Below are 18,603 nucleotides of genomic sequence, written 5' to 3'. Positions count from 1 at the left end.
AAAAGAGTGCAAACCATGCAAATACAATCCCTGCCCCCTCAAAGGGCGGCATCGTCACGTCTGTCATCAGTCAAAATCTGGCAAAAATTACTGGAGTATCTGCTGGAGCAACACTACGGCCTTACCCTCAACGACACACCGTTTGGCAACGACAGTATGATCCAGAAACACATTGATGCGGGAATCTCACTGTGTGACGCGGTGAATTTTATCGTGGAAAAGTACGACCTGGTGCGTACTGACCGTCACGGCTTCAGCGTGAAAGAGCAGTCTCCGTTTATCGGCAGCCTTGATATGCTCCGAGACCGGAAGGCTACCGGGCTGATGACCCGCAAGGGATATAAAACCGTTACTGACATCACAGGTGGCAGATTCAGCGGAGGGAAATAATGACGTTAGCCCTGATCGTTGACGCCAACACCGTCAGCGATCAGCCCCTCAGGTACCAGTACAAAGACTGGCGCTTTTATCAGATCTCCATTAGTTGAAAAAGATGTTCGCTCAGACAGCGCGTATGGTGGTAACACCTTAACGGAGATATCCGTCTGAGGTAGAAGAGGGTGTGGCAGGACGCCGCCAGAACATCAGGGGCCGTATCGTCTGTCAGGATGGGGCTTAATTCCGGGGCGTTCAGTAAAATGAAACATTTCTCCGGGAGCATACCGTCGACATTTCCTTTCGGAAAATAACCGCCCAGATACAGTAACACGGCCAGCAGGCGAAACTGTCGGGTGAGTACCGTTTCAGTGTCCCGGTAATGTGCGGCTATCCACAGGCATTCCCGCAGCATAAACCGTCGGGTCCGTCGGGTGAGGTCACCGCCTTTATCATACCAGTGTTCGACGATATCCCTGGCGGAGCGAATGGAGTCATCACCCGTTGTCGCAGTTTGCCACGACCGCGCCAGAAGCGTTGCGATATCCATGGATTAACGCCGCACCTGCGAAACGGCTGCGGGAGTATTGCGGACACCAGGCAGATAAATATTGCGGACCAGCTTCAGGAGGAAAAAGACATCGCTCAGGTTGCTCACGCCGGATACCAGATGGCGAAAGGCTATCCGCGCACGAAAACGCGCCCGGACCGCCAGCCGGTCATTCACCCTGCGCCGGTACAGGCCCAGAAAATGGCGGCTTTCCACCAGCGCATGCCTGACCAGCGCTCGTCTGACAGATCGGTACTGCGTCTGTGTACTGAGTGCCAGAATATCTGCAATCACGTCGCAATAGCTGAACGCGCGGATATCGTAATAATCCGGGCGGTGGGTAATTGACGCCGGGTTATTCACCCACTATTAGACGTCAACTAGTTTTGCCGACTGGCGCCAACTACTCTGGCCGCATCCATTGAGCGAGGTTTTAAGCCACGCTGGTTACTGCCTTCGATGTCTTCTTCCGGTAACTTTCTCCTTTTAGCTCGAACATATATCCGTGATGGATCAGCCTGTCCGCTGCCGCCACCGCCATCGTTTCATCCACGAAGATGCTGCCCCACGTGCTGAACGGATGATTGCTGGTTATGACCAGACTGCCGCGCTCATAACGATGGGCGATCAGCTCGAACAGCACACCCGTTTCCGCGTTGTCGCGTTTGACATACCCGAGGTCGTCTATCACTATCACCCGGTAGCGATCCAGTTTCAGCAGAAGCTCGTTCAGTTTCAGTTGTGTCCGCGCTTTTCGCAGCTCCTGCAGCAGCTCTCCGGCACTGTAGAACCGGGCCCGGTAGCCCAGTCCTACAACGCCATCCACGATCGCTGCCGCCAGATGGCTTTTCCCCAGGCCGCTGGCACCGAACAACAGGACATTTTCTCCGGCATCAACCCAGTCTGTCGTTTCGCAGAGCTGCCGGAACTGAGCGTTATTCAGTTCCGGCACCTGGCTGAAGTCATACTCACCCAGCGTTTTCGCCACCGGCAACCGGGCTTCCTTTTTATAGCGGCGCAGTTTTTCGCTCTCGCGCCACAGGAGTTCTTCATTGCACAGCGTCAGCAGATAGCGTGACGGGGTCCAGCCCTCTGCCAGAGCCCGTTTCTCCAGCGCATGCCATTCAGCGCTGACGCGGGTCAGACGCAGTTTGCGCAGACTACGCTCAAGGTGGTGGATATTGCTCACTGCAGACCTCCTTTGCCGCGCAACAGCTGTTCATAACTACTCAGGTTGTGCTGAACCACACTGACTGTCGGCAGCTCCTTTTCCTTTATCCCCAGGAACCGCATCAGGCGGTGCAGATCCAGCTCACCCGGGGTATTCAGCATCTGTTCCATCCCCCGTGCCACGATCGAGATATCGTCATAGCCCGCCGCCAGTTTCAGGGCGTGTACCATCAGGCGACCAGCCATCTCTGGCTCCAGATGATTGCACAGGCGACGCCACAGTTTTCGCCATTCATCGTCCGGCAGGATGTCATTTCTCAGCGTGGCATGGCAGAACGCACCAGGCTTTTTCGCCAGACTGTCGATCACATGCCGGAAGTCGATGCACCTGGCCCGGGTTTTCCCTTTTTCTGGCCTGACGCGGGCGCAGCTCATCACTTCACTGCTACCCACGTAACAGCTCAGGCGATCATCCCACAAGCGGACGCGTAACAGCTGACCGACAAGTCTGGAAGGGACGCTGTAGACGACGTGCCTGACGTTGATGGTACTGCTGCTACTGACCCTCACCGTCAGTTCGTCATAGTCGGCGCTGCGACGCAGCGGCAGTGGTTTCAGATGGGGGCGCTCTTCTTTCACCAGATCCTGGTTGTTGCGGTTGTGGCGCATGACCTGCTGAGTGATGAAGGCCTGGTATTCTTCCACGGTGCTGAAGTCGTTACTGCCCCTAAGCATCAGCGCCTGGCGGATCCGTCTTTTCAGATGCCCGTGGGCGCTTTCAACTGAACCATTTTCGTGGCCACGACCGGCGTTATTGTGCACGCCCTGCATACCGTAGTGCTGGCAGAGGGCAGCATAGCGCTCAGTCAGCTCGCGGCGACCGTCTTCACCCTGGTGTTTCCATGCTGCCCGCAGGCTGTCCGTTTTATGCTCTGTTGGTACGCCACCCAGTTGCCCGAGGGCTTCCTGCAGGCCTTCAGCCAGGGCAGAGAAGCTCTCACCACCCAGTACAACCCGCATCCAGCTCCAGTGGCTCCACTCCAGGCGGAAGTGATACAGCTTATGCGTCAATAACTTGCCACCGATGGTGACAACTACACCTTTCAGCTCGGTAAAGTCCGACAGGCCGCGCAGGCCAGGCTGATGAAGTTGCCGGAACATCACTTCCTGCTCGGCACCATACTGCAGCTTCCACTCGCGCACCCGCCGTTGCATCGTCCTGCGAAGGCTGCTGGGGTACTGACCGGGATATTTATCCTGCAGCATTTCCAGCAGGGTCGTGGGCATCAGAGCAGGTCTTTCCTTCAACAGGGGAACAAGCTCGCTGTCCCAGACGGCCTCAAGCGGATCTTTACGTGTCCGCCAGTGACGATTACCGGTTTTAGACCACTGATCTTTTTCGATCCTGCGACCTGAGCGAACAGAGATACCGGCCTTCATGGCCGAGATATGCTGGGTTACACCTTTTTTACGCTGAGTCATGTAATAACTGACCTGATGAGTATTGAGCGTCACGCCATTTCCTGTGGGATCATGAACATGGTGCTCAGATTACAAAATCGGCCAGAATAATCAGCGCTAACCGGACTGAGTTATTGTCGCCTAATAACCCACAGGTAATCCTGTCTGTCAGAGAAATAAAATCGGCCATCTGCGGCGGCAAGCTGTATCGTCCAGAGAATGTCCTTGTGGCTTTTCCCTTCCTGGAATCGCAGGTCATGCTCGCGAATATACGCTGAACGGATTATCTGCAGCCACAGATAATGCGGCCATTCCCTCTGACTGACGCAATGGCGTATCCACTGCTGACCCGTCAGCGTCTGACCGTAAGGCTGTCTGCGGTGAACGGTATGCCGCAGATGTCCGGCGCTGTCTGTATGCCGGGCATTGAAAAGGACGACATCGGCCTGTGCTTCGCGGGCTGTGCGCAGCCGCTCCTGCAGAAAATCTGCCGCAACCCGGTCATCCGCATCCAGGAACACCACCCATTCACCACGGTGAATCGCCAGTGCAGCATTACGGGCAGCATACACGCCCTGATTTTCCTGACGAATGAGAATAAGCCGTTCATCTGTAATGGCGCTGAGTAGCGTCCATGTTTCGTCGGTTGAACCGTCATCCACAACAATGATTTCAGTACTGAGCGTTGTTTCGCCAAGCAGTGTATGGACCAGAGCCCCGATGCTGTCAACTGCATTGAAGGCAGGAATGATGACGCTGATATCGATGTTGATTTTCATTGATCAAAGGGAATGTAAACAGAGGGAAGCTTCAGAGTTGTTACCCCATCAGAGGCAATAACCTGCCGGGTACGAAACATTGTCAGGAAGAGCGTCCCGGTGATTTTCGTGCTGGTGTGGACACCACTCGTTTTTCTCTGATTTCCTGGTTAACCACCATCAGACAGCCATCACAAAATTCTTTATCCAGCCCGAAAATCCGGTCCAGAATGCTTCTTTTCTTGTTACATCGGGCACATCTTTTCATTCCATCACCTGCTGTCGCATTCCCATGCCGTGCCCGCAGGACAAAAGAAGGGCGCCCACCAGAGGACAGGAAATAAACTAATAAACAATACGTTAAATGAATTGCTGGGAATTTAGCACAGGCACTAGCGTGCCGGATAATTCATTTTGCAGATCAATTTTATAAAATCGATCGGTTTAATCGATCATCTTTTTCACTCTGCTTTACACGCCATCCGTGTGCCTGCATACCCTATCGGAGCGTTCGGTTTGTCGAGCTGTAAAGGATGCTATGCCTGCTGGATAGTCAAACCATTCCCGATAACTGACATCATGTGGAAGAGAAAATATACAAAAATTATTATCGCTTTGAATGGCAGCTATAAGCGAAAAACGGACCTTCAAATCCGAACCGGTTTAATTGATTAACCTTGGCTGTCAGTCAACCCATCGTTAGCATGAATCCGATCGAAAATTCCTTATCGCATTTTTTACAAATACGCAGTGGCAAGAAAGATAGATTCTGGCTCATGACAAGTAGAGTGGTTCATTTGTATAAAGAGACTTCGCCTTCAGGACGCGTTTTGAACCTGCGATGCATCCACAGGTATTGCTCAGGAGCACGGAGAATTTCACGCTCGATGATCTTGTTCATATAAGCCGCTGCGGCGACCTTGTCTTCCCCTGGATAGCCTGACAACGGATTGCTGATATACATGTGATAACCTTTTTTATCGCTACGTCGAATCATGCTAAGTGTGATCAAGTGTGCACCAGCGAGTTTTGACAGAGCATACGTTCCGTTCGTCGTGGCTGCTTTTTTTACCGAGAAAAAAGGTGCAAAAACGCTTCCTTTAGACCCATAATCCTGGTCTGGTGCAAACCAAACGGCTTCACCAGCTTTTAGCGCATGAACAAAACCAGATAAATTACGTCGATTAATCATAGCTTTATTTGAACGCATACGCCCTTTTGTCTGTACCCATTCCATTAATGGATCATTGTGTGGACGATACGTTGCCATCATAGGATGGCATAACCCCATTACTCTTCCACACAACTCAAGGGACATAAAATGAATCCCGACAACCATTACTCCCCTTGTCGCACCGGTCAGGTTTTCAAGCCCTTCGACATCAAACCATTTTTTGACTCTCGCATCGCTCCAGAACCAGGCCATACCTGTTTCCATCAGTCCCAGCCCGAGAGAAACAAAGTTTTTATTGACCATCTGGCTCCGGGCAAACGGTGTCATCTCGGGAAAGCACAGTTCGATATTTCTAATCGCAATTCCTTCCCGGCGTTTCAGAAAGGGTCTGGATATTTTTCCAAGGCCAGAACCCAGAATATGTAAAACCGGGTAAGGAAGTTGAACGAGAAGCCACAGCAGACCCAAACCAGACCAGGTAAGCCAGTGGCGAGGATGAAGTAAATTATGAGTAAAAGTCTGTGCCATAAATTTCCTTAATGCTAATGAAGGTTATAACGCAAAAGGAAAACAATGAGGCAATTCGTCTTTAGCGATACATTTTGTTTTAGATAATTTAAATCCATCTAAATTCAGGAAAAAATATTTTCCAATGACTGGTGAATAATTTAAAGAGCCAGGGATGAATTGTAAGCCAGCAAGTTTATTCTGTTATAAATCCATGGTTTTATCATTGATACTCAAGGAATTGTCTTCTTGATTCATCATCATCAAGGTACTCAAAAGAAAGAAGCCGAATTTTGGTAAGTTTATAAAACCACTCACAATCGTTTCGTTGAATAATTTCGCCTGGTTTGAAACATATCCCGGATGCCACCCGAATAATCGCATATTTACCATTACTAAACCTGACCCGGTGAATACAGAAAGGTTGGCCAGCCTGTCCGTGACAGCTGTTCGACATGATATGCCCTTCAATAAAAACAGATTTTTTAGATTTCATTATAATACCCTCGACAACTGCAGTACACGAGGAACGTTGTCATTTTCCGACATCACTGACGTTAAGTGGCAGAAGCTGATCAGCCGCCGATACACCAGCATTCTGAAGGTCTGAACAACAGTCCGCAGGCAGGGCACTCAAGAACCGCATCTTTTCTTAGTTTACCTGCTTTCTGATCGGCTCTGTGTGCGCATACCGGGCAGGCAACATGAACCGGTCTTTCTTTAAAATACCTGAGCCCATTTGTATAAGACATAAATAATTCTCTGAGGAATACAGTAATTATTATACGCTTTAATATAAAAATAACTGGCATAAGTTATGTTAAGTTGTGTCTGAATGAGGTTATCAGATATTGAAAATTGAACGTCTGATTTATGGTACACTACCCTTCCGTGAGAAATTTAAGATGAAATCAGAAGACACCCTTGACTGGTATCCGGCACAACTACCGCCTGTGAAAATTATTCTTGGCGAAGCCGTGCTGGCTGTGGGTAAACAGGGCCGACCGATTAATACCCGCACCTTGCTGGAATACCTTCAGGTCATGCAGGACAAACAAAAAAGGCGGGATGACAAAATCGCCATGCAGACTGCGATTGATGTTCTCAGGGATAATCAGCGCATTAACGGCAGACGTTAATGCACCTCCGGGATCAGTGTCAGTTCTGAATGATCTCAACCGTATGGTTTTGTCCATCATCCTTCAGCGGTATTCTGTCATCAGGGAGGAGAACACCATCCAGCGTCACGCAATATTCTGCATCGCCGCGTGAAACACTAATCTGATAATGGCTTTCACCATATTGATATGCCATAGAAAAAGACGACCACTCATCCGGTAACCCGGCATGAACACTAAAGTCAGTGCCGGAACGTTTTATCCCCAGTAATTCCTCGGTAAGTAAACGCCAGGCCCAGCCTGCGGAACCGGTATACCAGCTCCACCCTGCACGTCCGGTATGGGGAGCGACGCTGTAGACATCAGCACTCATGACATAAGGCTCAGCTTTATAAATCCCGACAGAGTCCGCATTCAGGGTATGATTTACAGGGTTGAGCATTGACCAGAGTTGCCAGGCTCGTTCGGCATTCCCCATTCGGGCAAAGGCCATTACTGCCCAGATGGCGCCATGCGTATACTGCCCTCCATTTTCCCGCACACCGGGCAGGTACCCCTGTATGTAGCCCGGATTTGGGCCGTGTCCGTCGAAAGGAGGCGTTAACAGTTTGATCAGCCCTCCTTCGTTATCCACAAGGTGCTTATCCAGCGCCTGCATGGCCTTTGCGCACCGTCCCGGGCTCGCGGCGCCGGACAATACAGACCAGCTCTGCGCAATCGCATCAATCCGGCAGTCCTGTGAGGTTTTCGATCCCAGAGGAGTACCATCGTCAAAATACCCGCGCCGGTACCATTCCCCATCCCAGGCGTGGGCTTCGAGATTACTTTGCAGGCGCAGAGCCTGTGAACGGCACATCGCGGCGACGCTTTCATCCAGCCTGCGCTCCGCCAGCGCTGCAAACCGCTGCAAAATGTCGTACAGGAAGAAGCCCAGCCAGACGCTTTCACCTTTGCCTTCGATACCCACCCGGTTCATCCCGTCATTCCAGTCACCAGCCCCCATCAGCGGCAGGCCATGCTCCCCGAAGCGAAGTCCATAGTGAATAGCTTTGACGCAGTGTAACCAGAGTGTCTCTTCGGTGCCGCTGATGACCGGCGTGTCATAGACAGACTCTTCACCAGGCTGAAGCGAGCGTCCCTCCAGATAAGGAATGCGTATTTCCAGTGCATCCATATCCCCCGTCGTTTCAACATAGTGGCAAACAGCAAGCGGCAGCCAAAGATAGTCATCGGAACAGCGGGTACGCACACCGTTGCCGTGTGGCGGGTGCCACCAGTGTTGCACATCCCCCTCGATAAACTGCCGTGATGCACAGAGTATTATCTGTTCACGCATCCGGTCCGGAGCAGCGTGGCTCAGAGCCAGCGTATCCTGCAGCTGATCGCGAAAACCAAATGCACCGCCAGACTGATAGTAGCCACTCCGGGCCATAAGACGGCAGGCGACCGTCTGATACAACAGCCAGCCATTAACCAGTAAATTTACGGACGTGTCGGGGGTGTTAACTACGATTTTATCGAGAACATTGTGCCAGTGATTATGAATCCGGTTCAGCTCCTGGCGGACCGTATCCTCGTTCATGTAGCGGGCCAGCGTCTCCTGAGCACAAACATCATTCTCCTCTGTGCCGAGGATAAAAATAAACGTCCTCTGGTCCCCGTCAATTAATGTAACCGCCGATTGCACCGCTCCGCAGGGATCCAGACCGGCCCCCGTCTTACCAGAAAGCTTTTGCAGTTTCATGGCCGAAGGGGCGTGAAGGGAACCATTACGACCAATAAACTCCCGGCGGTCCCCTGTCAGAGAACAGTCATTACCGCTGACGGCAAAAAATGCAGTTCGGCCGCCACCATTATCACCATAAAAGTTATTCGCAAGCACCCCGCAGCCCCCGGGCGTTCTGGCCACATGTGTCACAATGTGAGGGGCTGAGCGCGTTCGTGTTTCTCCGAGCGTCCACTCTACATAGCCTGTGACGGAAAGTTGACGTGTCCGTCCCGAAGAGTTACTGAGTGTCAGGAGCACCAGTTTAACCGGATCCGCTTCGGCAACCAGGACCGTCAACTCGCTGTCTATACCACTCTCACGATGGGCAAAAACGCTGTAGCCAAAACCATGGCGTGTCAGGTAATCACCGTGTCCGCGAACAGGTAAAGCCGTCGGCGACCAGCACTCCCCACTCTCTTCATCGCGCAGGTAAAATGCCTCGCCGCTGCGATCGCTCACCGGATCGTTCTCCCACGGTGTCAACCGGTATTCATGGGCATTCTCATACCAGGTATAGGCCTGCCCTGCCTCTGAGATCACGCTGCCAAAACGGGAATTTGCCAGTATGTTCGACCAGGGAGCCGGTGTAAGCGCATTTTCCCGAAGGACGATCTGATACTCCCGCCCATCCTGAGAAAATCCACCGTACCCATTGAAATGGCATAACTGACTGGTATCAGGGCTCCAGTCCGTATGTTGATTACGCTCGCGCACAGCACGCGGAATGAATGCCCTTGCCGGCGATTTCAGGGTATGAATACGCTGATTAAGCTGCTCAATAATACCCCCTGCGCGGTCATCAAGATAAAGACAGGCCACGCTCATCAAAAGCAACTTATCCTCAGCAGAGAGATGCTCACCGTTGCGGACAAAAAGCCCGCCCTTTTTATCCAGCAGACTGGCTTCAGACCCGGCATAAATTAACTCCATAATCTGATTTTGTAATCCCTGCTGGTAGCCGCCGGGGCTGTTATTCAGGATAACCAAATCAACATTCAGCCCTTTCTGTCTCCAGTAACGGTGTGCCTGAATCAGTGTGGTCACTGAGGTGATACTTTCCTCGCTGGTTATACTCAGCAGCACTATCGGCAGATCCCCTGAAATTGCCCAGCCCCACAGTCCGGACTGGCCACGCCGGTTGCGGCCGATCGCCTGTCCTTCGGCGCGCAGCTCCTGGACAGGGTAAAGCACAGCGCTGGCGAGACAATTGAACAACGTGGCATCATCTTCACTGGCGTTCATCTGGCGCAATACCACCAGACTGTGAGACCAGGCCAGTTCAAAGACGCGATCGGCGATAGGGTAATCGCGATATTTCTCCAGCAACGCCAGGCTCTGCTGACGGGTCTCGCTGATGCCATAAATGATATCAATCGTAACCGGCTGCCCCGGCTGCAGAATGATGGCGTTGCGAATTGCCAGTATCGGATCCAGCACCGAGCCCGACGTGTTGCCTAGCATCCCTCCCGTCTCTATTGCCTGGGCATTCGCAGGGTTTCTGCCACGTCCAATAAATCTTGCCCTGTCCGTTTCAAACGACACGTTATGTCGGTTATCGCCATGCACCACCATCATGTGAAACAGGCAAGGGCCCGGTTCATCCGGTGAGCGCGGGCGCCGGTGGCAAAGAATAGCGTCACGCTCAGGAGCCAGCTCAGTCTGAATAAACAAATTGCTGAATGCCGGGTGTGCCAGATCGCTGGCATCAGGTGCCAGTACCACTTCAGCATAGGTTGTCAGCTCCAGAGAGCGAGGCTTGCGACCACGATGAATCAGTGTGAGCCGTCGCAATTCAACATCATCCTCCGGAGAGATCACCACCTGAGTTTTGACGCTGAGTCCCCCGAAGCTGCGTCTGAATTCTGCCCCCGCATCGGTGAACAACACTTCCTCGTCTTGTCCGCTGGTGTAGCCTGTCGGTTGCCAGGTATTGCTCCACACATCTCCCGTCTGGGTATCGCGGATGTAGCAGAATGCTCCCCAGTTATCACGGGTGGTATCACTGCGCCAGCGCGTTAGTGCAATATCATTCCAGCGACTGTAACCACCGCCCCCCGCGGTCAACATCAGATGATAATGGCCGTTGGACAGCAGTTGAATATCCGGGGCGGGAGTATCCACGCTATAGAAAATACGGGGTTCATAGCGGACGGGTTTGACCATGCCCTCATGAGATTCAAAATGACGGCGCGGACTGTACAGATCGACCGCATCCGGCACGCGCTCCTGTAACAGCAGACTCGCTGACCGGAATACCGTGCTGGACATAAAGCGTTCAGTCATGGGGGCGTCAAGCAGCACATGAGCCAGCGCCTGAAATGCCATACCCTGGTGATGCGCCATCCAGGACTGTACCACCGCATAGAGCTGACCGGTTGCAAGACGTGAGGGGGTATAGTCCAGCGCTTCATAAAAACCGTATTCTCCGCGTGCACCATTTTTTTGCAGCCTGAACAGGTTCTCACAGGCTCTCTGTGGGGAAACCATCAGCGCCAGCAGCGTGGCGTAAGGAGCAACAACCATGTCATCGGCAAGTCCCCTGCGCAGACCGAGCCCCGGTACGCCAAATGCCTGATACTGATAATTATGCTGAACATCAAAAGCATGATAGCCGGACTCTGAAACACCCCATGGTACCCCGCGTTCTTTCCCCCAGTGAATCTGGCGCATAACCGCCGACTGACTCATTTCATCGAGCAGGCTGCCGGGCCAGGTGGGCATCACCAGATTCGGCATCAGATATTCAAACATGGATCCGCTCCATGACATCAGGGCAGTTTCATTATCAATCGTGGTAAACAATCGACCCAGCGCGTACCAGCTTTTAAGAGGCAGCTGATTAGTCGCAATGGCAAGAAAACTGGTCAGGCGGATTTCAGACGGCAGGAGATCGTAGTGGCTCTTGTCAGGCATATTGGTGTCACAGTTATAACCGACGCTGAGCAGACTGGTTGCTTCACTGTACAGAAAGGCGAAATCCATCCGGGCATGCTCATCCAGCCGCTGTTCCAGCTCGGTGATAATATTGAGTCGCATTCGGGCCTGCTCCGCCACTGACGCCGGAGGCGTTCCTGTACCGGTTAATGTCGGACGGGCAAGCTCGCTCAGCGTCGGCAGCGTCTGTTCATTCCAGGATGCAGGCAACCAGCCAAGCAACAGAGACCACTCATGGCAAAGCTGAACCAGTTGATGCTCCAGATGTCCAGCCCAGCGCATCTGAAGAGGAGATCCCTGATGACATGCGCTGGTCAGATGGTTGCACTGGGTGCGCATGCTTTTCAGTTCGCTGAAAAGCGCCTGCGGAGAGAGCGACACCGCGTTCAGGCAATGCTTGCGCAGCAGTCTCAGGCTGTCAGGTGGGTTCTTACCCCACTGTTTTTCCAGAATATCCAGCGTATCGTTCAGTCCTGCCAGTATCTGTTGGTTGCTTAAAACAGGCTGATGACGCATGGCGGACAGGCCTGCACGCAGGGTCAATAAATGCCCGGCCATATTGCCGCTGTCGACGCTGGAGATATAGCGTGGACTTAGGGGGACCAGCGTACGGGTGTCATACCAGTTGTAGAGATGGCCCCGGTAGTGCTCCATTTTATCCAGCGTGTCGAGCGTGAGCGACACGCGCCGGAGCACCTCTCCGCCAGGCAGGTAGCCAAAGTCCCATGCCGTCAGGTTAGCCATAAGGGAAAGACCAATATTGGTAGGAGAAGTTCGGTGTGCCACCGTCGGTTGTGGTATTTCCTGATAATTATCAGGCGGAAGCCAGTTCTCTTTTGCTGTGGCAAATGTTTCAAAAAAAGCCCAGATTTCACGGCTTGTCTGGCGTAACAGCTGTTTTTGTTCCTGATTAGGCGAAAAAACCTTACGCACGGGCTGGCGACTCAGCCAGCTCATCAGCAGCGGTGCCACACACCATACCAAACCGATCGGTAACGCAATCCCCAGCAGCTGTGGGGCAAATTGTCCGGTCAGTATTGTCAGCGCCACGCCACCGGCAACGTTCAGCCACATCGCCTGATAAAAACGTGCAACAGTGGGTCTGGCCTGACTGCTGTCCTGGCTGTGGCTGACCCACTGGCTGAGGTGACGCCTGCTTATCCCCAGTCGCCATAGCGTCACGGCGATCGCTTTCAGCGAATATCCGGCTTCGTGCGGCAGTATCGCAAAATTAAGGCTGATACCTGACAGACGCTTTAGCGCGCCCGCCCCCACCAGTAACAGATGCGGCTTCACGCGGCGACGCAGAGGTTTATGCAGAAGGTCGTGGCTGATGCAGAGGATGGCTGGCAACAGCCATATCAGCAACAGTATGCCCAGCCAGTAAACCGGATTGGGTACCCAAAGCAGAGTGAAGAACAGCAATACCAGTAAGGAGGGGGCGACCAGACTGCGACGTAGATTATCGAGTAATTTCCAGTAAGAAAGCGCGGTCAGCGGATTCCTGACCCGGGTTCCATCGGCTTTTCTGACGCGTGGTTTTAGCCAGTTAAGCAGTTGCCAGTCACCCCGGATCCAGCGTGAACGTCGTGCAACATCCGACAGATAATTATTAGGGTACTGTTCGTACAGTAACACCTCGCTCAGCAGACCCGAACGTGCATAGCATCCTTCAAGCAGATCGTGGCTGAGTACCAGATTTTCCGGGCAGATGTTGGTAGTGGCCTGCATAAAAATATCAACATCGTAAATCCCTTTGCCCACAAACGAGCCTTCCCCAAAGAGATCCTGATAAATATCCGAAGACATCATCGAATAAGGGTTATTGCCCGGTACGCTGCTGCGCAGGGCTGCGTAACGCCCCTGACCGTTGCGTGGTATCTCCTCCGCAAGACCGGGCTGTAAAATACCGAATCCTTTGACAACCCTCTGGCGTACCGGATCATACTCAGGCGTATTCAGCGGATGCGCCATCGTCGCGACGAGTTTGTGTGCCGTATCGCGCGGGAGCACCGTATCGCAGTCCAGGGTAATGACGTATTTTATGTGACCCGGTAAAAGGTGGGCAGGCATCTCTGCAACGCTGACGAATTGCGTTCCGGGATGGCGCAACCAGCTGTTCAGTAACGCCAGTTTTCCCCGCTTGCGTTCATAGCCCATCCACGCGCCTTCCGAGGGGTTCCATTCAGGCTGGCGATGTAACAGATAAAAACGTGGTCGGCCGGAGGGGTAGCGGCGATTAAGCGCCTGCGTATCGGCGATAGCCTGTCTGAGCAGCGCGTGACTTTCCGGTGAGGGTTCATTTTCAGAATCAGCAAAATCGGTGAGCAGCGCGAACCTGAGATTTTCGTTTTCATTCCCCAACCAGCAGACTTCAAGACTGGTGAGGAGCTGGCTGAAACTTTCGTGGCTGGTCAACATGCAGGGAATGACTAACATGGTGGCACTGTCAGCGGGAATACCGGCTGAAAAATCCATCCCCGGCAAGGGTCGAGGAACGCGAAAACGGGTGGTTGCATCACTGAGCAAATCGCTCATTAACTGAGTTAATGCGATAATCAGAGGTAATATCACCGCGATCAATAGCCAGTCTGCGCCCTGCATGGCGGTTTCGTGCAATATTGCTGCGGTCGCTGCGGTTGTCAGCAACGCCAGGCTTCCAAGCCATGACAGCAGGGTTATTCTGTTGAAACTGTGCCGCAAGCGTATGAGCCCTGAAGTGTCTGCCAGGAGATGAATATCCAGCGCCTGTCGACCTTCGCCCGCAAGATAATAACCAACATGATGCTCCGGTGTATCGGGCGCTTTTTCCTCTGAAAACGCCAGCGCCTTCTCAGCAACCTCAGGCTCGCTGAGACCGCTGTCTCTGGCCAGAACCTCAACTACGTGCCGGTAATGATCCCGGGTATTGAAGTGCATCCGGGGATAGATGCCGGCAGGATCATTGCGTAATGCCTGTTCGACAACGCTTATCGTTTCGGCGAAATCAGCCCAGTCCGTTTCACTCAATAAACGCAGGCCCGCGATGCTGTTACTGACGGACAGCTGGCTGGCGGCAAGCTGCTGATTGAAACTATGTATGAGAACGTCAGTGGTGATCCCCTGTTCCCGAAGGCACTGATCAACCCAGGTCAGAGGTAACGACAGCGCGTTGCCATGCCCCTGCAGGCGCCGCACCAGCTCTGCGACAAACGCACTGGTTAACGGAGGTCGGGAGCGCGCCATATCGGCAACCACCATGATTAAATCACCAGGCGCACTCTCTGCGCATTCGACAATCCTTGTTATCCACGTATCAGCAAGGTTTCTGTCCTGCTGCGCTTTTATCACTTCCATACTGATACGACGAAGATTTTCAATCAGCGCCAGGCGCAGCATTCCCGGTAACGCCCAGACTTCACCCAGCGTCAGCGGCGTCACCTGTTGATAGGCAGTGAGATAGCTGGTCAGGCTGGCGGCATCCCAGCGGCCATCGCCGTGAGCAATGGCCTCTGATGCAATATGATAAATTCGTGGGCAATTCAACGGCGATACCAGCGACGGAAGACCTTTGCCAAAGCTTTTCGGCAGATGCTGGCGGACAGTGCGGATTTGTTCCTCAATCAGATAATAATTGTCCAGCAGCCATTCACCGGCGGGCATGATACTGGTCTTTTTACCCGCGTTAAGCTCATAGCAGTTTTGGGTAATGACGGCCTCATTGTCGCCAAGCCGTTTCAGAAGATAATAAGGATGCCTATCCGGTGATACTTTATGAGTCCGCGCCAGCTTCTGGCCGTAGCGTTCCATCTGGACGGTCGAAAAGAGTTCTGACCGCGGCGAGCTTTCACCGGCAGGATCGTTCGCCGAAAACGTTATGTTTTCGGCAGCATTCATCAGAATACGGGAGCGGTTAAACCACGCTCTGGGGATCATTTTCATAGCATTGCTCTGATGCGACGTTAGCGCGCAGGAGCAGTTGCGAAATCAGTTCAGAAACGTTCTCTCAGGATGGGCGTCAGGCATCAGGGATTTAACAGCTGCCGGAATCTAACATAAGTATAGGACATGAGCTCTGTTCTGCGATTTTGGTCGAGCTAGCGTCGGGAGATAAACAGAGCCTTACATCCGGGGCAAAGCATGGTCTGGTTGAGCCGGATTTTTGACAACGGTTGTACTGATTTTAAGCCACAAACAGGACAGGCAGCAGTGGCAGTAGACGCACTGCTGAAGAATTTCATTGCGTAATTGATAACAGACATAACCATTAACCTTTCAATGAATGAGCTTCACCGTACCACATGTGGTTAAGTTTTAATCTATCTATTTTGACATACTGAAAATCAGGAAAGATAAATGTTCGCAGCCACAGGCCCCCTGAGACCGTTTATCCGGCAAGACTCTATGCGGCTTCCAGGGATGAGTAATTCTGATTAGCAAGAGTTAACGGCTGAAATGTGAAGCAGAACGTCTTTTCGGCTATCAGAAGGGATGATGAGACATTTAACACTAAGAATGTCATAACTTTTGACAGTTCCTGACATTTTATAGGACAAGTCAATTCCTTATTGAAAACACGTAAAGGCTATACATTGAAAATGGCATTCAGCCACTTTTATTTTCCCTGCAGGACCTCTGGACGGCTAAAAGATAATTTGCTTATATCGATTCCCTGTGTCTTAATGAATCCCATCAGTTCGATGTACTAATGAAAGTTAGAAATTTTCCGGGCAGTTCTCATTACCAGGCGCTATCGTTGATATCCCCTCTTTTGAGTCCATACGTTTAATCTTATACGTTTACTATCAATACAATCATGTATAACGGAGTCAGTATGACCTCGAGAATTATGGGCTTGGTTAAATGGTTTAACGAAGACAAAGGTTTTGGCTTCATCTCTCCTCTTGATGGCAGCAAAGATATCTTTGTCCATTTGTCTGCACTTAATGGCGACAACTTTAAAACTTTATTTGAAGGTCAGAAAGTTGAATTCGCCATTCACCGCGGAGACAAGGGTCCTGCTGCTGCAAATGTAACACTTTGCGATAAATAAATCATTGTGGGCCTGCGATAACGATGAAGGATTATTCCTGAGTAGACAGATCCATAACTTAAATCAGATGAAAGTCGTTTATTCTTAATATCTGATCAGCATATTTTTCAAAATTATGAGTATGCTAAGCGATGTGATGAAGTGCAGTACTACTGCATAAAAAGTCTAAAAGCACAAGCTAACCACATGTTAAATAAGAAGTGCGTAATGGCTTTGACCTTAATGGCATCTGCCAGTTAATATCCACGAGAGAACAGGGTAATAGAATATGATTAAAGTCCTTGTTTTCTTTAATGCTGAATCCTGTAAAGTCATGACCGTTCTGGAAGGTATATCCTCTATCAGGCAGGAATATCCAAACGGTGAAGAAACACATCTTCGGATTATGTCTGCAGGTTTTCCTTCCTTAACTGGCGATCATGGTATTGTTTACGTGGCTACTGACAGGGAGTTAACGTCACAGGAGATACTTGATGCGGCCAGGAAATATTTATAGAATTTTTGTCATGCTCTCTGCTCCACGTTTAATTGCATGCTTATCCTATTTATCAGAATCGAACAAAAAATGAGTTAAAAGCATTTATGGCCTGCTAACAGCAGGCTTTTTTTTTACATTACACTTTTTTAGAAACGTCTCTATAAAGAGAGAGTAATTCGCTACCCTCTGACAAAATGCAGGTGTCTCCCCCCTGCGTGCCATCTTGCCATTTGTGAAAACCTTGCTAAGTGGCGGCGCTGTCTCTCCTCATTTTAAATCTCATCAGGTGTGACTGAAGCAATAAGTTATGAGGGTATAAAAAGGCTCTCCGGATGACTCCTGGCATCATAGTTTTAAGTACCTTCAAAAATGCATGGACATTTCGTAGGAGTTGTAATTTAGTTCTTGCACATTCTTCTTAATTTTGTCTTGCGATAAGAGATTTATATAAGTAGTCTAAACCTCGTTAATAACAATATGTACCAATCGGATTAAAATGCTCAGTAAGAAAAATCGGATTGATGAGCAACCGTCGACATTGGTATTTGCTGAACAACGAAAAAACTTTAAAAGGTCTCTTTATGTCAGATGCTCTTACACAGTTAAACAATATCCGTACCTTACGTTCTCAGACTCGTGAAATGTCATTAGATGTACTGGAAGATGTTCTGGAAAAGTTTAAAATTATTCTTATAGAACGACGAGAAGAAGAGACATTACGTCTTGCAAATGAAAGTCAGCGCCGCGATAAACTGGAAACACTTCGTCAGATGATGCTTGATGAGGGTATCGACCCCTCCGAACTTTTAGCTGCTATTGGCTCTCCGGGTAAGGCTAAAAGGACGCGCTCCCCCCGCCCCGCGAAGTATCGATATACTGACGAAACTGGAGAGTCAAAAACATGGTCAGGTCAGGGGCGAATGCCGAAGCGGATCTCAAATCTGATTGCTGAAGGTGGAGAATTAAAAGATTTCGAAATCAGCTAAAAAAGAGCCGGGCATACCCGGCTCTTTTTACGGATAGCCCACAACCATCCTTAGAGGATCGTCGAGAAGCATCTGGTTCGTAACCGGCTTCAACAAGGTGTTTCATGAAGAGATTATGTTGCGCTATAAACTGGGTAAAGAAGGTATTAATGGTGACATTACGCAGTTGTAATGCAGCCAACACCACAGTTTTTCCTCTCATAGCATAATGCGGACGGGGTTAGTAGGCTGGAGGTCTTTAGTGAACGGCAAGCGGACGCCCTCGTAGATTAAACAGGCGTCCGATATCTTG

15 protein-coding genes and 1 pseudogene are annotated in these 18,603 nt (G+C 51.0%); 5 read left to right on the top strand and 11 right to left on the bottom strand.

Annotation, left to right across the window (positions count from 1 at the left end; genetic code table 11):
* Positions 1-15: 15 nt before the first annotated feature.
* Positions 16-390 (top strand): TA system toxin CbtA family protein, encoded by a 375-nt coding sequence (locus V4835_RS05925; RefSeq protein WP_047058005.1) that lies wholly within the window; start codon positions 16-18, stop codon positions 388-390.
* A gap of 79 nt (positions 391-469) precedes the next feature.
* On the opposite strand, the gene V4835_RS05920 is transcribed toward V4835_RS05925, so the two are convergent.
* The 8 genes from V4835_RS05920 to V4835_RS24355 all read right to left on the bottom strand — a co-directional run bounded on the left by V4835_RS05920 (position 470) and on the right by V4835_RS24355 (position 6,747).
* A complete protein-coding gene (locus tag V4835_RS05920) occupies positions 470-925 on the bottom strand; it encodes a hypothetical protein (RefSeq protein WP_223226960.1) in 456 nt (151 codons plus the stop codon).
* A gap of 3 nt (positions 926-928) precedes the next feature.
* Positions 929-1,288, bottom strand: a complete 360-nt coding sequence (locus V4835_RS05915; protein WP_331411512.1) for a hypothetical protein — start codon at positions 1,286-1,288, stop codon at positions 929-931.
* A 70-nt stretch (positions 1,289-1,358) separates the two neighbouring features.
* Positions 1,359-2,114, bottom strand: a complete 756-nt coding sequence (istB, locus tag V4835_RS05910; RefSeq protein WP_039817893.1) for an IS21-like element ISEc10 family helper ATPase IstB — start codon at positions 2,112-2,114, stop codon at positions 1,359-1,361.
* Complete coding sequence (istA, locus tag V4835_RS05905; protein ID WP_039817891.1) at positions 2,111-3,610, bottom strand: IS21 family transposase; 1,500 nt, start codon at positions 3,608-3,610, stop codon at positions 2,111-2,113. The genes istB and istA overlap by 4 nt, the downstream gene beginning before the upstream one ends.
* A gap of 77 nt (positions 3,611-3,687) precedes the next feature.
* Positions 3,688-4,335, bottom strand: coding sequence for a glycosyltransferase (locus V4835_RS05900; protein ID WP_331411510.1), 648 nt, complete (start codon positions 4,333-4,335; stop codon positions 3,688-3,690).
* Positions 4,336-5,107: 772 nt separating this feature from the next.
* A complete protein-coding gene (gene lpxP, locus V4835_RS05895) occupies positions 5,108-6,016 on the bottom strand; it encodes a kdo(2)-lipid IV(A) palmitoleoyltransferase (protein ID WP_047058003.1) in 909 nt (302 codons plus the stop codon).
* A gap of 202 nt (positions 6,017-6,218) precedes the next feature.
* On the bottom strand, positions 6,219-6,491 hold the full coding sequence (locus tag V4835_RS05890; RefSeq protein ID WP_170833537.1) for a hypothetical protein: 273 nt from the start codon (positions 6,489-6,491) through the stop codon (positions 6,219-6,221).
* 79 nt (positions 6,492-6,570) lie between these two features.
* Positions 6,571-6,747, bottom strand: a complete 177-nt coding sequence (locus V4835_RS24355; protein ID WP_213076229.1) for a YnfU family zinc-binding protein — start codon at positions 6,745-6,747, stop codon at positions 6,571-6,573.
* A gap of 153 nt (positions 6,748-6,900) precedes the next feature.
* Between V4835_RS24355 and V4835_RS05885 the strand changes: the two genes are divergently transcribed.
* Positions 6,901-7,134 (top strand): hypothetical protein, encoded by a 234-nt coding sequence (locus V4835_RS05885; protein WP_004132711.1) that lies wholly within the window; start codon positions 6,901-6,903, stop codon positions 7,132-7,134.
* A gap of 19 nt (positions 7,135-7,153) precedes the next feature.
* Here the strand turns inward: V4835_RS05885 and V4835_RS05880 are convergent, their stop codons facing one another.
* The 3 genes and pseudogenes from V4835_RS05880 to V4835_RS05870 all read right to left on the bottom strand — a co-directional run bounded on the left by V4835_RS05880 (position 7,154) and on the right by V4835_RS05870 (position 16,350).
* Entirely contained in the window at positions 7,154-15,736 is an 8,583-nt protein-coding gene (locus V4835_RS05880; RefSeq protein ID WP_331411506.1) for a GH36-type glycosyl hydrolase domain-containing protein, read from the bottom strand.
* A 155-nt stretch (positions 15,737-15,891) separates the two neighbouring features.
* On the bottom strand, positions 15,892-16,056 hold the full coding sequence (locus tag V4835_RS05875) for a YnfU family zinc-binding protein (RefSeq protein WP_213076230.1): 165 nt from the start codon (positions 16,054-16,056) through the stop codon (positions 15,892-15,894).
* 81 nt (positions 16,057-16,137) lie between these two features.
* Positions 16,138-16,350, bottom strand: a pseudogene (locus V4835_RS05870) (cold shock domain-containing protein).
* Positions 16,351-16,628: 278 nt separating this feature from the next.
* Here V4835_RS05870 and V4835_RS05865 point away from each other — a divergent pair.
* The 3 genes from V4835_RS05865 (at position 16,629) to V4835_RS05855 (ending at position 18,311) form a co-directional block, all read left to right on the top strand.
* The gene (locus V4835_RS05865; protein WP_012543040.1) at positions 16,629-16,847 is read left to right on the top strand and encodes a cold shock domain-containing protein; all 219 of its coding nucleotides are present in this window, start codon (positions 16,629-16,631) and stop codon (positions 16,845-16,847) included.
* 268 nt (positions 16,848-17,115) lie between these two features.
* Complete coding sequence (locus tag V4835_RS05860) at positions 17,116-17,343, top strand: hypothetical protein (protein ID WP_010434226.1); 228 nt, start codon at positions 17,116-17,118, stop codon at positions 17,341-17,343.
* A gap of 563 nt (positions 17,344-17,906) precedes the next feature.
* The gene (locus tag V4835_RS05855) at positions 17,907-18,311 is read left to right on the top strand and encodes an H-NS family histone-like protein (RefSeq protein WP_024274587.1); all 405 of its coding nucleotides are present in this window, start codon (positions 17,907-17,909) and stop codon (positions 18,309-18,311) included.
* Positions 18,312-18,603: the final 292 nt, after the last annotated feature.

Source organism: Enterobacter cloacae complex sp. CARB60, assembly GCF_036487345.1.
Lineage (GTDB): Bacteria > Pseudomonadota > Gammaproteobacteria > Enterobacterales > Enterobacteriaceae > Enterobacter > Enterobacter asburiae_D.
Note: the sequence above shows the minus strand (reverse complement) of the source record. Positions and strands in the feature narration are given on the sequence as shown.

Bases quoted from the DNA above. Each gene is read 5' to 3' on its own strand.
- V4835_RS05885 (WP_004132711.1), top strand. From the start codon at position 6,901: ATGAAATCAGAAGACACCCTTGACTGGTATCCGGCACAACTACCGCCT.
- V4835_RS05900 (WP_331411510.1), bottom strand. From the start codon at position 4,335: ATGAAAATCAACATCGATATCAGCGTCATCATTCCTGCCTTCAATGCA.
- V4835_RS05880 (WP_331411506.1), bottom strand. From the start codon at position 15,736: ATGAAAATGATCCCCAGAGCGTGGTTTAACCGCTCCCGTATTCTGATG.
- V4835_RS05920 (WP_223226960.1), bottom strand. From the start codon at position 925: ATGGATATCGCAACGCTTCTGGCGCGGTCGTGGCAAACTGCGACAACG.
- V4835_RS05925 (WP_047058005.1), top strand. From the start codon at position 16: ATGCAAATACAATCCCTGCCCCCTCAAAGGGCGGCATCGTCACGTCTG.
- V4835_RS24355 (WP_213076229.1), bottom strand. From the start codon at position 6,747: ATGTCTTATACAAATGGGCTCAGGTATTTTAAAGAAAGACCGGTTCAT.
- V4835_RS05855 (WP_024274587.1), top strand. From the start codon at position 17,907: ATGTCAGATGCTCTTACACAGTTAAACAATATCCGTACCTTACGTTCT.
- lpxP (WP_047058003.1), bottom strand. From the start codon at position 6,016: ATGGCACAGACTTTTACTCATAATTTACTTCATCCTCGCCACTGGCTT.
- V4835_RS05890 (WP_170833537.1), bottom strand. From the start codon at position 6,491: ATGAAATCTAAAAAATCTGTTTTTATTGAAGGGCATATCATGTCGAAC.
- V4835_RS05860 (WP_010434226.1), top strand. From the start codon at position 17,116: ATGATTAAAGTCCTTGTTTTCTTTAATGCTGAATCCTGTAAAGTCATG.
- V4835_RS05865 (WP_012543040.1), top strand. From the start codon at position 16,629: ATGACCTCGAGAATTATGGGCTTGGTTAAATGGTTTAACGAAGACAAA.
- V4835_RS05875 (WP_213076230.1), bottom strand. From the start codon at position 16,056: ATGTCTGTTATCAATTACGCAATGAAATTCTTCAGCAGTGCGTCTACT.